Here is a 13090-nt window from a genome sequence, read left to right as displayed (position 1 = left end):
CCGTAGTTCTCCGGCCAAGAACAAAGTTTCAGTCCTGCCGCAAATATGATGGCGTCAAATGAGGAACGTCGCGAACGTTGATCGCGTTGGTCATTCGTCGGGCAATGAAGGAGCGACTGACGTGATGACCCTGGGCCGATGGTACGATCCGATCTCGGAGCGCTGGATCGAGCCGCGCGACAGGCGGACAGCGACATCGCCGCGTGCGGAAGAGGATGCCGCCTTCGAATCTCGCAGGACCCAGCAGGTCGACCGCATTTGGCGCGCGCTGGTCGATTGCTGCGCGCGCGACTGAGACGGTCGCAAGCCGGAACAAGAACAGCGCCAATATGATGGCGCCGACCCGCCGCTGGCGCCTTTACCTCTTCTTGCCATCGGTCCGGTTCTCTCCCTTGGACACATCCTTCATGCCGGGCCGATTGGCCCGATTCGTATTCATGCCGGTGGTGTCCATGGTTCCTTTCTCCGTGGCGCCGTTGGTGTTCTCCGGCCTTTCCATGCCGCTCTGCGGAGCGGGTCCGGTATTCTGGGCGATGGCGGACCCGGTCGTGGCGGCAAACGCGAATGCAGCGATGAGCGCTTTCATGGGCATCTCCTCATCATGAATGACGTGCCCGGAAGAGAGTTGTTCCCTTCTCCGCAGCCTTGCAGAACGCTCACGGCGGCGGCGACTGACGCTTCAAGTGCAGATAGGCCGGGCTGAAATCACCGAGCCGCTGCAACTCGCGCCATTTCAGCACGATCAGCTCGCCGTCGCGAAGATCCATTGCCCCACTCCGCCTGAGTTCAGCGAGGGTCCGGTTCACGGTCGCGATCGCCATGCCCAGCGTCTCGCCGAGCTGCGCCAGGCTGATCGGCATGCGACAGCGATTGCCGCGGACGAGTTGCGCGGCACGCGCGCGGTAGAACAGCTCGCAGAACAGATGCGCCATGCGCATCTGCATCGGCCGGGCGCTGTTGTTGGTGATCGCCTCGCGAAAGATCGCGGCATCGAGCAGAGTTTCGCGCCAGACCGCCATTCCGAACGTCGGTCGCCGCCGGAACGCGGCGAACAACTCGCGATGCGGAATGAATGCTACCGAAGCCGGCCCCAGCGCGCTCAATCCATGATCCATCTCGTCGATGAACAGGCCTTGCGCATCCGGCAGGTCGCCGGTGAAATGAAACGCGAGATATTGTCGACGGCCGCTGCCGAGCAGATGGTAGCGGGCGACCGTGCCTGAGACGACCAGCACCGAGTGTTCAGGCTCATCGCCCTGGCGGATGAAATCTTCATTCGGCTCGAGATCGCGCAGCGCGAAGGTGAGCGCCTTGATTGCGGCGATATCGTCGTCGGCCAGCGCTGTGTGCTCGCACAGGTTCCGGATCAGCACGTCGTGGACCTTTTCCATGCGGACCTCAAAAATCGCACCGGCTCTATCAAATGATACATCCGGCCTGCGTTCAGCGGACTAGAACTCGCATCGGAAGCACAGGTTGCTAACCGACTTGCGACACTGCCCGGTCGCACTCATCCCGTTCCCCCGAAGACAGACCTCGCCCCCGCATGACCCCTACGATCCTGGAGCGCATCCGCCACTTGTTCGCATCTGAGCGAAGCGAGCATCTGGACCGCATCAGCGACGCCTTCCTGAACGGCACGCTGCGGGAGCCGCCCCATCCGATGTCGGATCAGGAACTCGCCCGCGCTATCCGTGAGTTCCGCGACACCCCTGTCTCCGACTGGACCATCGCGAAGCTCTCGCGTCGCTTCGTCGAAGTGCCGCGCCATCGGTGAGGCGCGCATCCGGTCTCATGCCGCATCCGAAGTTCATCGCGCGTCTCCAGGCTATCGAAGGTCTTTCCGAAGACGAACGCCGGCAGATCGCCGGCCTGCCCTCCACGCTGCGCCCGGTCGCGGACGGCGAGATCGTTCTGCGCCAGGGCGAGGACGCCTCGCGCTGCGTCTTCGTCGTCAGCGGCTTCCTCTACCAAGCCCGCATCGTCGGCGATCGCAGCCAGATCCTCGCCTTCCACGTGCCCGGCGACATGCCCTGCCTGCACACGCTGCTGGTCTCGCCCATGGATGCGGATCTCGTCAGCCTCGGGTCGAGCATCGTCGGCTACGTCGCGCACGGCCAGCTCCGGCAGCTTCTCGACGGCTCCATCCACCTCACCCGCGCGTTCTGGCGCGAGACGCTGATCGACGCAGCGATCTCGCGGCAATGGATCGCCCGCCTCGGCGCGCAGGCGGCGCTGCCCAAGGTGGCGCATCTGATCTGCGAGCTCGCCGCACGGCTGGAGGTCGTCGGCCTCGTCACGGACGGCTGCTTCCAGATGCCGATGACGCAACGGAACGTCGCCGACGCCTGCGGATTGTCCATCGTCCACGTCAATCGCACCATCCAGGAGCTCAGGCACCGCGGGTTGATCGCATGGGAGGGAAGCGAGATCGAGCTGCTGCAGCCCGACGAGCTGCGCACGCTTGCGGACTTCAGGCCTGACTATCTGAGTTGAACGCGACCAACGACGTGCGGCCCAACCGAGATGCGCGGCGGATTATCCCGTTCTCCGAATCTCCTCCCGGCGGGACTCGACCTCCTCAGCGTCCTCATCATCGACCTTCATCACATGCTCGCGGCCCGCGACCTTGAGCAGCTCATCGAGCTTGGCATGGATCGCCTGGGTGTCGCGGTGCTCGGCGCGCTGGATCACCAGCGTCATGCCCCATGTCGCCAGCGTGGCGAAGGAATGCCATTCGAGACCGTTGCCGACCGTGATCCAGGCAATCCCGTAGACGAGGAAGATTGCAAATGCGGCCGGTCGCGATGTGGCAACGCCAATCTCGGTAAGCCAGCCTCTTGACTTCGGAGGGGACATGAAATCCCAACTCGCGAAGAGCATCCGTGTTCCCGGCTGGCTTCCGCGGTGCACGGCGCGCGAGCGGACGTCATCCCCTATGTGCGCGCGGCCTGTCTCCGCCACGATCTCAGCAGGGGGCCGCGGGCTCCGAGCACGGGATCGGTCTTTGGCTTGCGGACCTTGGCAATGCGCTTGATGGCGTCGGGACGCTCGCGCGTGTCGGTGCACTCGTCATACGTCCCGGTTTGGGGATACGCCCCGACGACCAGAAAGTCGCGGCTGGCCTCGATCAGCCGGTGGCCAGTGCCTGCCGGCAGCACCGCAACGTCGCCGGCCTTCAGGCGCAAGATGCGACCTTTGACCCCACCGCACTCGATCCGCGCCGTGCCGCGCGCAACGCCCATCACTTCATGAATTTGCGAATGATAGTGGACGAAATCGTAAACCGTATCGCGCCATGACCGGCCCCAGCCGTTCATATCGAACAGCGTGTCGATGACGACATCGGGAGGAAAGCGCCGGGACTTGAGATTCACCGCCCCGCGATAGAGCAGCATGGGAAGATGAGGGTTGTTCGGCACGATGCCATCGTCCCGAAAATGGATGGCCGCAGGCTTGCGAGCCGACACCAGGGCCCGTAGCGTGGGGGGATCGGGACGCTCCACCACCAGCTTCTTCGCGAAATTCTTGATTTGGTCCTTGATTGGCATGGCCTGTCCTCAGCCGCGATTCAACGGCGACGGAGGTGAGAAGTTTCGCGGTGGGAACGGGCTGCATCGGGCGCACGAACTGGCTCCATTGATGAGCGATCGCGGTTTAGTAGAGATTGGCGAGTCCGTGGTCGATGACTGCCTGAACCTCCGCTTCCGTCTCGCCGGATCGCGCGTGCGTCACGATGGCGTGGGCCAGCGACGGCAGACTCGAGCGATTTGGCCAGTGTCCCGGGCTCCACAGCTTCGAGCGGGCTATACACTTCGGACAATGTAAAAATACCTCGTTTATCTCAATCACCAGGATCAAATTTGGCGGCTTGCCTTCGACGGCCAAACGCGCTTGCAGCGCGCCGTCGCGAACGACTGTTCCGGTGCCGCTGATGCGCAGCGTGTCGCCATGGCCCGGAATCATGAAGAGCAGTCCGATCTCGGGATGCACGAGCAGATTTTCAAAGGTGTCCAGGCGATTGTTTCCCCGACGATCGGGGATCGCCAAGGTCCTGTCGTCGAGAACCGCAACGAAGCCGGCCGGATCTCCCTTGGGCGAGACGTCGATGTGCCCATCGGCGCCGCGCGAAGCGACGAGAACGAAGGGACAGGCCGCGATGAAGCGGCGACATATCTCATCGACATGGTCGATGACTTTGTTGTTGGCGCGGAAGCTTGGCAAATCAGAAAGCTCGCGCAGGCGCTCCTGCGTGGCGATCACCTCATCGAAGCGCTTGGACATGGTCGACTCCGATACCTCGAGGTCATTCCGCACTGATCTGCGCCGTGCGGATCACCTTCCCCCATCGCTCGGTCTGGTCGACGATGAGCCTGCCGAATTCGGCCGGCGAACCCCGCAGCGGCGCGCCGCCGAGTTCCGCCAGCCGCGCCTTGATGGCAGCATCCGCGAGACCCGCATTGATCTCTGCGTTGAGCTTGTCGACGATTTTCGCGGGCGTATCCCGGGGGACTCCGATGCCCACCCATCCGACGGACTCGTAGCCGGGCACGGCCTCCCCTACCGTAGGGATGTCCGGCAGGGCGGAAACGCGCGTCGCCGTCGTTACCGCGAGCGCGCGCAGTGTCCCGGACTTCACATGTTCGAGCGACGAAAAGATTGGATCGAACGCGAGCTGGATCTCGCCGCGCAGAAGATCGGTCAACAAGGCCGCGGAGCCTCGATAGCGTACGTGCACCATCTCGATGCCAGTCATCATCTTGAACAGCTCGGCCGCCATGTGCTGGGGACTGCCATTGCCGGCCGAGCCGAAATTCAGCTTGCCCGGGTTGGCCTTGGCGTAAGCGATCAGCTCGGGAACGGTCCGCGCGGTCAAGGAAGGATGCACGGCCATGACAAGCGGGTTTCGCATGATTCCGCCGACGGGTGCGATATCACGGATGAAGTCGAAGCTGAGCTTGTCGTAAAGCGTCGCATTGATCGTGTTGAATGATCCGGCCAGAAGCAGCGTGTAGCCGTCCGGCGCTGCCCTCACCACCGCTTCGGTCCCGATGTTGCCGCCCGCGCCCGGCCGGTTTTCGATCAAGCAGGGCTGGCCGAGGCGGTTCGACAGCCACTGGCCTATCAGTCGAGCGCTGATGTCCGACGCGCCTCCCGCCGCTTGCGGAACGATCAGGCGGATCGGCCGCACCGGGTAGGTTTCCGCTCGTACGGGCGCAACCACGAGCGGCAGAGCGGCAATGCTCGCGGCAAGCTTAAGCAGTCTACGGCGCGCAATGGTCATGACCTATGCCCTTTCTACGGCACCTGATGGCTATGACCATGGCATGTTGCCGGCATGCTCGCTTTGCGAGTGGCTTACTTTACCCTTACCTTGGCCTTTATTTCAGCCCGGCGGCGGTCGCCTGCCGTTTTGGAGTGCAAGTTGCTGTACTGCTTCGAAAATCATGCGCTCGACACTGACCGGCGGGAGCTTCGCCGCGACGGCGAGCTGGTGGCGATCGCGCCGCAAGTGTTCGATATCCTCGCCTTTCTGATCCGCAATCGCGAGCGCGTCATCACCAAGGACGACCTGATCGCCGGCATATGGGGCGGACGCATCGTTTCGGAATCCGCATTGACGACGCGGCTGAACGGCGCTCGAAAGGCGATCGGCGACAACGGCGAGGAACAGCGGCTGATCAAGACGCTTCCCCGCAAGGGGTTACGTTTTGTCGGCGATGTTCGTGAGCAAGCACAGGCAACGAGTTCGCCATCGAGGGACACGATGGCTGCCACCCTCGGCCTACGCGACCAGCCCTCGATCGTCGTGCTGCCGTTCGCGAATTTGAGCGGAGATCCGTTGCAGGATTACTTCACCGACGGCATCGTCGAGGACATCACCACCGAATTGTCCCGATTCTCCGAACTGTTCGTCATCGCCCGCAATACGAGCTTCACCTACAAGGGACGGGCGGTCGATGTCCGGACCGTGGGACGCGACCTCGGCGTGCGCTATGCGCTGGAAGGCAGTGTGCGCAAGGCTAGCAAGCGCGTGCGGATCAGTGGCCAGCTGATCGACGCGGAGACCGGAAAGCACATTTGGGCGGATCGCTTCGAGAGTTCGCTCGATGACATTTTCGAGCTGCAGGATCAGATGGCACACAGCGTGGTCGGTGCCATCGTCCCCAAGCTGGAACAGGCGGAAATCGAGCGAGCGAAAAGCAAGCCGACGGAAAGTCTGAGCGCCTATGATTGCTTCCTGCGCGGCATGGCCGGCTGGCATGCCTGGACGAGAGCAGGTCACGATACCGCGCTAAAGCATTTCTATCGCTCGATCGAGCTCGATCCGACGTTTGCGAGGCCGTACGCACTCGCCGCGGGCTGCTTTCTCATGCGCAAGTCAACGGGGTGGGTCGTCGACCGCGCGACGGAGACGGCCGAGACCGGCCGGCTCGCGAGGTTAGGCGCAGACCTCGGTCGGAGCGATGCCGTCGCACTGGCCTGGAGTGCGCATGCGCTTGCTCATGTCGTCGGCGACATCAAGGCGGGCGTCGCGCTGATCGATCATGCGCTGCAATTGAACCCGAACCTGGCGGCCGCCTGGCAGCGCAGTGGCTGGATTCGCGTCTATGCAGGAGAGTGCGAACTGGCGATCGAACACCTGCGCACAGCCATGCGCCTTAGCCCGCTCGACCCGCAGATGCACCTCGCCTACAGCGCGATGGCCTTTGCCCATTTTCTTCTTGGCGACCTCGACCAGTCTTCGACCTGGTCCGACCGCGCGCTGCAGATACGGCCCGACTGGCCCGTGGCATTGCGGGTATCGGCAATGAGCCATGCTCTTACCGGCCGCGAACGGCCGAAACAGGAGGCGATGGCACGGCTGCGCATGCTGCAACCCAGCCTGCGATTGTCAAACCTCCACGAGCAGATATTCCTGCATCGGCCGGAACACATGGCAAGGTTCGTCGAGGGGATGCGGGCGGCCGGGTTGCCCGAGTAGCCGCACGGAACGCCGCCCTACTTCTTCAGGATGCCAGGGTTTGTGTCTCCGAGTTGCCGGACGGCTGCGTCTGCAATGGGCGTGTTGTAGGTCGGCCGAGACCCACCGCCATTCTGATCAGGTGCCGCTACGCCGAGTCTGTCACCCGTCGCGCCGCGGCGCAGGGCATTGGAGGTGTTAGGGACCGGCGCGCCGCCCGTTCCGCTCAACGTGGTCCCATTCGAAAGCGTCGAACCGCTGGTGCTGCTCGTTCCGGCCGCACTCGCTCCACCAGAGGACGACGAACCGCCCGCACCGCCCCCCGAGCTCTGCGCCATGGCAAACGAGATACTGCCTGCCAGGATAGTCGCCGTGATCGCCAAGAGCTTCATTCTTCCCTCCATCTGTCCCTGACAGGTTTGAATTCATCAAGCTTCTCGGCTCGAACAGGCACCTAGCGCCGGCGTACGAACCAGGCTCCAAGAAGAAATGCGACAAGGAGCGAGCGCAAAGGTGCTTTCACCGTTAGTTCGCGTAACTGGTCGGTCAATTTCATCGCAAGGTCCGCGGAAGGCGAGGAAGGCGATCGACGACTTGCTCTCTCCGGCCGCGCGTCGGGCTGCTGGCTGGACGTCTGCCGGTGCTCGTCCGTCAGCCCGGACGCTTCAGTCATAGCTGAGGCTTCCCTCATATCCATCGCGTGCTCCTCTGTCGGCGACGAAGTAACCTGCACCGTTCCTTCTGGTTCCTCCATGAAGTTTCCCAGCAGCCTGTTCCCGAGCTCCGGCGGCGGGGAGCGCAACCTTGTCTGGTCGTTCGGCATTTAGATCCGATGCAGCGGATCGCCATCATCGCGTTCATGTTTGCCCTGGCCGTCATGCTCGCGCGCTGGGCCGGCGACGGCGACGTGCAAACCGCCAATCGTGGCGAACCGGACAAGACCGCGACCATCGGACAGGCGCGTTGATCGCCATCGCAATGAAACGACGAGCTCCCTCCCCGTCATTGCGAGGGCAGCGAATTCCCTCCACGGAAAGAGAGTGGGTTGCTTCGCTGCGCTCGCAATGACGATGTGGCGAGAGCGCGCCTCGGACCGATCGCGCCGGTCTCGTGCCCCGGACGCAGCGCAGCGCGCCTTAGCGGTGCAGAGCCGGGGCCAGTTGACCGCAATGCGCTGGGCAAAGCTGGGGCCCAGCTCTGCGCAGCAGCGTAAGAACGCTGCAGCGCGTCCGGGACACGCGCGTACGTGGCGCCGCCAGCTTCCGCCATGCTGCTTTTCGCTCGGGCGCTTCGCTGCTAGACTACCGCCATTGTTTGGGGAATTGTCATGCACGCGAGGGTTTTCAATCGCGTCCTGGTGCTGGCGGCGCTGATCGCCGGCGTGCTTGCCGCCACGACGTTTGGAGCATCGGCGGAGAAGCGCATCGCGCTCGTCGTCGGCAACTCCACCTACAAGAACATCACACCGCTCGACAACCCCTCGAAGGATGCGAGATTGATGGCGGAGACGCTCACCGCGCTCGGCTTCACGCTGGTCGGCGGCCGCGCCCAGCTCGATCTCGACAAGAGCGCGATGGACGTCGCGGTGCAGAGTTTTGGCCGGCAGGTCCAGGGCGCCGACGTCGCGCTGTTCTATTATGCCGGCCACGGCGTGCAGGTTTCGGGCTCGAACTATCTCGTGCCGGTCGGCGCCAATCCGACGCGCGAGGCCGACGTCGATTTTCAGATGACCGACGTCAATCTCGTGCTGCGCCAGATGCAGGGATCGGGCACGCGCCTCAACCTCGTCATCCTCGACGCCTGCCGCAACAACCCCTTCGGCGCGCGTGGACTGCGCGCCGCCGACGGCGGGCTTGCGCAGATGCGCGCGCCCGAGGGCACGCTGATCTCCTACGCGACGCAGCCCGGCAACGTCGCCCAGGACGGCAGCGACGGCCACAGCCCCTATACCAAGGCCCTCGCCGCGACGATCCGGGTCGCAGGCCTCGACGTGTTCCAGACCTTCAACCAGGTCGGCCTCGCCGTGAAGCGCGCCACCGCGGGCGCGCAGCAGCCCTGGGTCTCGTCCTCGCCGATCGACGGCACCTTCTATTTCGTGCCGCCGACGCAAGCGGCTCCGCCCAAGGTGGCCGCGCTGCAGCCCGATCCTCTGCCGGCGGAACGCCTGCGCGCTGATCCCGACCGCATCCCGTTGCGCGATGCCGCGCTGCTCAGCGAGCTCAATGAGCGGCTCTACGAGCTCAATTTCGACCCCGATACGGCCGACGGCCTGACGCGCGCCATCACGAAACTCCAGCAGCGCATCGCCATGAGCCCGACGGGCGAAGCGACGGAAGGCCTGCTGCTGCGGATGCGCAAGATGGAGGATCTGAAGCCCTGGGGCTCGATCGTCTACGGGCCCGACGGCAGCAAATGGGGCATGTCGTGGAACCACGCCTCGCGGCGTGCGGCGGTGGCGGATGCGCGCGGCAATTGCGGCGGCGTCAAATGCCCGATCGAGCTATCCTTTTACGGCCGAAGCTGCGGCGCTTTCGCCATCTCGGAGAAGTCCTGGTCGCTGGTCCAGCGCGACGGAGCGCAACGCGCGAAGGACGCTGCGCTTGACGAATGCGGCAAGGGTGGCAAAGCTTGCCGCATTGTCGGATCCGTCTGCGCCGACGGCTCCGGCCGGTGATCTATTTTTCATTGCTGGATTGCTCATGCCCGATGCCGTCACCCGTTTGATTGCCGTCGCCTCTCTTCTCACCGTCGCCACATCGTCCGCGGTCGCCCAGTCCGGCAGCGCCGGCGGCTCGATCGGCAACGACGAGAAGTCGCTCTCCGGCTCGCGTTCGGATCGCGCGGCCGAGCCTGCCCCGTCCACGCGTCGAAGCAAGCCGGCGGCAGAGGAACGCTCGTCGCCGCGGCGAAGCGGCGGCGCAGGTGGCGGCGGTGGTTTTGACGGTGCCTGGGCCGTCGTGAGCGTAGGCTGCGGCGGCAGCACGAGCGGCGCGGTCGTCGTGACCTCGGGCAAGATAATCGGCGAAGGCGTTCGCGGAACCGTCAGCTCGAGCGGTTCGGTCAGCACGTTCGGCCAGGGCCAAGGCGTGACCTTCACCAGCACAGGCCGGCTCTCGGGCCGCAGCGGTTCCGGAACGTGGCGCCGCTCCGACGGCTGCGGCGGAACCTGGACCTCGGCCAAGCAATAGCGCCAGAAAAACGCCTGATATCGCGGCGGAACGAACGCCGCGCAGGCCCGATTCAAGCCACATCCTCTCCGGATTTGCGGCTCATTGCCACCCAAGTCTTTGATGACAAAGGGCCGGTAAACAGTTGCGTCATGCGTAACCGGGAGACCAGGATGGGCAACCGCACCGCAAAATTCGTATCCGTGCTCGTCGGCAGCATCATCGCCGGCGCGCCCCTGGCCGCCGTGTCGCAGAACGCGCCAACCGCGCCGGCCACATCGAGCACCGCCAACGCGGCCGCCGACTGCCTTGCCTCGCCGAAGGGCGTCGCGCCGCAGGGGCAGCACTGGTACTATCGCCTCGAGCGCTCGACCAAGCAGAAGTGCTGGTATCTGCGCGCCGCAGGCAGCAAAGCCGCACAGACCGCGCAGGCAACGCCCGACGCGCAAGCCGCACAAGAAACGGATTCAGCCTCACCACAATCCGTGAAGAACGCGCGCGCCGAACTCGTCGCGCCGCGTAGCGGAGCGGCGCCGGCGGCAGCGAGTGCGCCGCCGCTCGCGCAACAACAGACGCCCGCCCCCATCAACGAGACCGCGCAGCAGCCTGCCGTCGCCACGCCCTGGCCCGACGCCACCGCCGCGGCCACTTCGCCTGCACCGCAGCCGGCGGAAGCGGCCCCCTCGCCGCAGCCGGCCCCTGCCGTGGTCGCGGCAGCCGCCCAGCCAGGCGCAAAGCCCGCAAAATCCCCTGCTCCGGTCGCCCTCGCTGCGGCGGACGGCAGTGCCGACAGGCCGCACGGCTCGCTCCCGATGCTGCTGCTCGTGATCGGTGGCGCGCTGGCACTCGCTGGCGTGCTCGCCAGCCTCATCTACCGCTTCGCCGGCGCGCGCGTCCGCGTCCAGTCCGCCGATCGCCACGGCTATTGGGACGATTGGGAGGCGCACGACCAGGAAGCAAACCGGGCGCCATGGCTCGGTGCGATGGCGGCCGACGCGCAGCCGCCGCAGCCCGTCGACTTCGATGCCGCACGTCCGCAACCGGCAAAGCAAGTGACCAAGCTTGCCGCGATCGGCCGCGAGATCGAGCTGATCGACGCGCGCAAACGGCGTGAAGCAGTACTGGCTGCCGAGCCCGCCGAGACCAAACGCGACGAGGTCGCGATCAGGATGTTCGACCGAAAATTCCAGATCGAGGCTGCCGCGCCCAAGCTCGCCAACGAGAGCGGCGAGGATCGCGATCGCGCGGCGGCTCGCGACCAGGATGCGGTCGACGTCGACGTCATCACGACGATGCTGGAGCAGATGGCGAAGGAAGGCCCGCGCCTGTCGCGGCCTAACCTTGAAGCTGAGCTTGCAAACTTCGAACGAAGCCTACGAGGCCGATCCGCCGCTCGCGCTTGAGGCGCTCGGCCTTCAGGATCGACTGCACTTCGGCGAAGGCTTCGTCGACGTCGTGGTTGATCACGATGTAATCGTACTCGGCCCAGTGGCTCATCTCGTCGCTGGCGCGGCTCATCCGCTTGCGGATCACCTCGTCGGAATCCTGCGCGCGCGAGTGCAGGCGCTTCTCGAGATCGGCCGCCGAGGGCGGCAGGATGAAGACGCTGACGACGTCGGCGCGCGCCTTCTGTTTCAGTTGCTGAGTGCCCTGCCAGTCGATATCGAACAGCACATCCTGCCCCGCCGACAGCGCCGCATCGACGGGACCACGCGGTGTACCGTAGCTGTTGTCGAACACCGTCGCCCATTCCAGGAGCTCGTCGGCTTTCACCATCGCATCAAACGTCGTCTTGTCGACGAACGTGTAGTCCTTGCCGTTGACCTCACCCGGCCGCATCGCGCGCGTCGTCGCGGAGACCGACATTTTCAGGCCTGGCATCCGCTCGATCAAGAGACGCGACAGCGTCGTCTTGCCCGCGCCCGAAGGCGACGACAGCACGAACATCAAGCCGCGCCGCTCGACACCGTCAGTTCCGTGGCCGCCCGTCGTCATCGATCACTCCAGATTCTGGACCTGCTCGCGGAACTGCTCGACCACGTTCTTCATGGCGAGGCCCGTATTGGTGAGCTCGATGTCGTTCGACTTCGAGCAGCAGGTGTTGACCTCGCGGTGAAACTCCTGCGCCAGGAAGTCGAGCTTGCGGCCGATCGGGCCACCCTTGCCGATCAGCTCGCGCGCCTGCGCGACGTGCGAAGCGATGCGGTCGAGCTCCTCGCGGATGTCGGCCCTGGTCGCGATCAGGATCGCCTCCTGCATCAGGCGGTCGGCATCGAAACGATCGGACGTGTCGAGCAGCGCCGCGATCTGTTCGGCGAGCTTGGCCTTGATCGCCTCCGGCTTGCGGCCGGGCGAGCCTTCCGCCTTCTTCGCCAACAGCTCGATCTCATCGACGCGCTGGGTCAGGATCTGCCCGAGCGAAGTCCCCTCGCGCTTGCGCATCTCGACGAGATCTGCGAGCGCCTTGTCGAAGGCCTCGGCGACGGCGGCACGCGCGGCCTTGTCCTCCTCCTCGTCGCCCTCGGGCTCGGCGACCTCGACCACGCCCTTGATGGCGAGCAGGCCGTCGATGCTCGGCGCCACGGCGTCGACCCTGCCGGAGATCAACGCGGCCGCCTTCAGGACGGCGTTGAGCACGTCCTCGTTGACGCGGACCGTGGCGGCCGCGTTGGCACGCTTGACGTTGAGATTGGCGTAGACGGTGCCGCGCGACAACAGCTCGCCGGCGCGCTTCTTGGCGTGGGCCTCGACCTCGTCGAACCCCTGGGGCAGCCGCACCCGAAGGTCAAACCCCTTGGCGTTGACCGACTTCAATTCCCATTCGAACGTATACGGCCCGCTCGCGCCGTGGCTTCGGGCAAAGCCGGTCATGGACGACAGCGCCATCGATTGAAATTCTCCAGGAACACGGGATTCGCGAGGCATCAAGCCACGCGAATCTTAAGACTATTTTGCCGGA

General features: G+C 64.8%; 16 protein-coding genes. 8 read left to right on the top strand and 8 right to left on the bottom strand.

Features of this window, described 5'->3' with window-relative positions:
- Window positions 1-121: 121 nt before the first annotated feature.
- Complete coding sequence (locus LPJ38_RS22505; RefSeq protein ID WP_167520426.1) at window positions 122-295, top strand: hypothetical protein; 174 nt, start codon at window positions 122-124, stop codon at window positions 293-295.
- A 63-nt stretch (window positions 296-358) separates the two neighbouring features.
- Here LPJ38_RS22505 and LPJ38_RS22500 read toward each other — a convergent pair whose 3' ends face one another.
- Entirely contained in the window at window positions 359-586 is a 228-nt protein-coding gene (locus LPJ38_RS22500; protein ID WP_145632331.1) for a hypothetical protein, read from the bottom strand.
- Window positions 587-656: 70 nt separating this feature from the next.
- Complete coding sequence (locus LPJ38_RS22495) at window positions 657-1391, bottom strand: Crp/Fnr family transcriptional regulator (RefSeq protein WP_145632334.1); 735 nt, start codon at window positions 1389-1391, stop codon at window positions 657-659.
- 155 nt (window positions 1392-1546) lie between these two features.
- Between LPJ38_RS22495 and LPJ38_RS22490 the strand changes: the two genes are divergently transcribed.
- Entirely contained in the window at window positions 1547-1777 is a 231-nt protein-coding gene (locus LPJ38_RS22490) for a hypothetical protein (protein WP_145632337.1), read from the top strand.
- Between the two features lie 17 nt (window positions 1778-1794).
- Window positions 1795-2496 (top strand): Crp/Fnr family transcriptional regulator, encoded by a 702-nt coding sequence (locus LPJ38_RS22485; RefSeq protein WP_145632339.1) that lies wholly within the window; start codon window positions 1795-1797, stop codon window positions 2494-2496.
- Window positions 2497-2538: 42 nt separating this feature from the next.
- On the opposite strand, the gene LPJ38_RS22480 is transcribed toward LPJ38_RS22485, so the two are convergent.
- The 4 genes from LPJ38_RS22480 to LPJ38_RS22465 all read right to left on the bottom strand — a co-directional run bounded on the left by LPJ38_RS22480 (window position 2539) and on the right by LPJ38_RS22465 (window position 5284).
- Window positions 2539-2859 carry a low affinity iron permease family protein gene (locus tag LPJ38_RS22480; protein ID WP_145632342.1) on the bottom strand — a complete coding sequence of 107 codons (321 nt, stop codon included), beginning with the start codon at window positions 2857-2859 and terminating at the stop codon, window positions 2539-2541.
- A gap of 77 nt (window positions 2860-2936) precedes the next feature.
- Window positions 2937-3551: a cupin gene (locus LPJ38_RS22475; RefSeq protein WP_145632345.1), complete on the bottom strand. Its 615-nt coding sequence runs from the start codon at window positions 3549-3551 to the stop codon at window positions 2937-2939.
- Window positions 3552-3657: 106 nt separating this feature from the next.
- Window positions 3658-4284 (bottom strand): MSMEG_1061 family FMN-dependent PPOX-type flavoprotein, encoded by a 627-nt coding sequence (locus LPJ38_RS22470; protein WP_145632348.1) that lies wholly within the window; start codon window positions 4282-4284, stop codon window positions 3658-3660.
- Window positions 4285-4306: 22 nt separating this feature from the next.
- The gene (locus LPJ38_RS22465; protein WP_145632352.1) at window positions 4307-5284 is read right to left on the bottom strand and encodes a Bug family tripartite tricarboxylate transporter substrate binding protein; all 978 of its coding nucleotides are present in this window, start codon (window positions 5282-5284) and stop codon (window positions 4307-4309) included.
- A gap of 141 nt (window positions 5285-5425) precedes the next feature.
- On the opposite strand from LPJ38_RS22465, the gene LPJ38_RS22460 reads away from it, so the two are divergent.
- The 5 genes from LPJ38_RS22460 to LPJ38_RS22445 all read left to right on the top strand — a co-directional run bounded on the left by LPJ38_RS22460 (window position 5426) and on the right by LPJ38_RS22445 (window position 11534).
- Window positions 5426-6985 carry a winged helix-turn-helix domain-containing protein gene (locus LPJ38_RS22460; RefSeq protein ID WP_145632517.1) on the top strand — a complete coding sequence of 520 codons (1560 nt, stop codon included), beginning with the start codon at window positions 5426-5428 and terminating at the stop codon, window positions 6983-6985.
- Window positions 6986-7796: 811 nt separating this feature from the next.
- A complete protein-coding gene (locus LPJ38_RS37975; protein ID WP_283811466.1) occupies window positions 7797-7931 on the top strand; it encodes a hypothetical protein in 135 nt (44 codons plus the stop codon).
- 360 nt (window positions 7932-8291) lie between these two features.
- On the top strand, window positions 8292-9638 hold the full coding sequence (locus LPJ38_RS22455; protein ID WP_145632355.1) for a caspase family protein: 1347 nt from the start codon (window positions 8292-8294) through the stop codon (window positions 9636-9638).
- Between the two features lie 25 nt (window positions 9639-9663).
- Window positions 9664-10152: a hypothetical protein gene (locus LPJ38_RS22450; protein ID WP_145632358.1), complete on the top strand. Its 489-nt coding sequence runs from the start codon at window positions 9664-9666 to the stop codon at window positions 10150-10152.
- Between the two features lie 152 nt (window positions 10153-10304).
- Complete coding sequence (locus LPJ38_RS22445; protein WP_167520427.1) at window positions 10305-11534, top strand: hypothetical protein; 1230 nt, start codon at window positions 10305-10307, stop codon at window positions 11532-11534.
- On the opposite strand, the gene gmk is transcribed toward LPJ38_RS22445, so the two are convergent.
- Complete coding sequence (gmk, locus tag LPJ38_RS22440) at window positions 11467-12126, bottom strand: guanylate kinase (RefSeq protein WP_145632365.1); 660 nt, start codon at window positions 12124-12126, stop codon at window positions 11467-11469. The genes LPJ38_RS22445 and gmk overlap by 68 nt on opposite strands.
- 3 nt (window positions 12127-12129) lie before the next feature.
- Window positions 12130-13017, bottom strand: a complete 888-nt coding sequence (locus LPJ38_RS22435; protein ID WP_145632368.1) for a YicC/YloC family endoribonuclease — start codon at window positions 13015-13017, stop codon at window positions 12130-12132.
- Window positions 13018-13090: the final 73 nt, after the last annotated feature.

Origin of the sequence: Bradyrhizobium daqingense, from assembly GCF_021044685.1 — a bacterium.
Classification (GTDB): domain Bacteria; phylum Pseudomonadota; class Alphaproteobacteria; order Rhizobiales; family Xanthobacteraceae; genus Bradyrhizobium; species Bradyrhizobium daqingense.
This window is presented reverse-complemented; position numbering and strand designations above follow the sequence as displayed.

What these genes read in the sequence shown, in the direction of transcription:
- LPJ38_RS22500 (WP_145632331.1), bottom strand. Translation starts at nt 586, where the DNA reads ATGAAAGCGCTCATCGCTGCATTCGCGTTTGCCGCCACGACCGGGTCC.
- LPJ38_RS22495 (WP_145632334.1), bottom strand. Translation starts at nt 1,391, where the DNA reads ATGGAAAAGGTCCACGACGTGCTGATCCGGAACCTGTGCGAGCACACA.
- LPJ38_RS22490 (WP_145632337.1), top strand. Translation starts at nt 1,547, where the DNA reads ATGACCCCTACGATCCTGGAGCGCATCCGCCACTTGTTCGCATCTGAG.
- LPJ38_RS22485 (WP_145632339.1), top strand. Translation starts at nt 1,795, where the DNA reads ATGCCGCATCCGAAGTTCATCGCGCGTCTCCAGGCTATCGAAGGTCTT.
- LPJ38_RS22480 (WP_145632342.1), bottom strand. Translation starts at nt 2,859, where the DNA reads ATGTCCCCTCCGAAGTCAAGAGGCTGGCTTACCGAGATTGGCGTTGCC.
- LPJ38_RS22475 (WP_145632345.1), bottom strand. Translation starts at nt 3,551, where the DNA reads ATGCCAATCAAGGACCAAATCAAGAATTTCGCGAAGAAGCTGGTGGTG.
- LPJ38_RS22470 (WP_145632348.1), bottom strand. Translation starts at nt 4,284, where the DNA reads ATGTCCAAGCGCTTCGATGAGGTGATCGCCACGCAGGAGCGCCTGCGC.
- LPJ38_RS22465 (WP_145632352.1), bottom strand. Translation starts at nt 5,284, where the DNA reads ATGACCATTGCGCGCCGTAGACTGCTTAAGCTTGCCGCGAGCATTGCC.
- LPJ38_RS37975 (WP_283811466.1), top strand. Translation starts at nt 7,797, where the DNA reads ATGCAGCGGATCGCCATCATCGCGTTCATGTTTGCCCTGGCCGTCATG.
- LPJ38_RS22455 (WP_145632355.1), top strand. Translation starts at nt 8,292, where the DNA reads ATGCACGCGAGGGTTTTCAATCGCGTCCTGGTGCTGGCGGCGCTGATC.
- LPJ38_RS22450 (WP_145632358.1), top strand. Translation starts at nt 9,664, where the DNA reads ATGCCCGATGCCGTCACCCGTTTGATTGCCGTCGCCTCTCTTCTCACC.
- LPJ38_RS22445 (WP_167520427.1), top strand. Translation starts at nt 10,305, where the DNA reads ATGGGCAACCGCACCGCAAAATTCGTATCCGTGCTCGTCGGCAGCATC.
- gmk (WP_145632365.1), bottom strand. Translation starts at nt 12,126, where the DNA reads ATGACGACGGGCGGCCACGGAACTGACGGTGTCGAGCGGCGCGGCTTG.
- LPJ38_RS22435 (WP_145632368.1), bottom strand. Translation starts at nt 13,017, where the DNA reads ATGGCGCTGTCGTCCATGACCGGCTTTGCCCGAAGCCACGGCGCGAGC.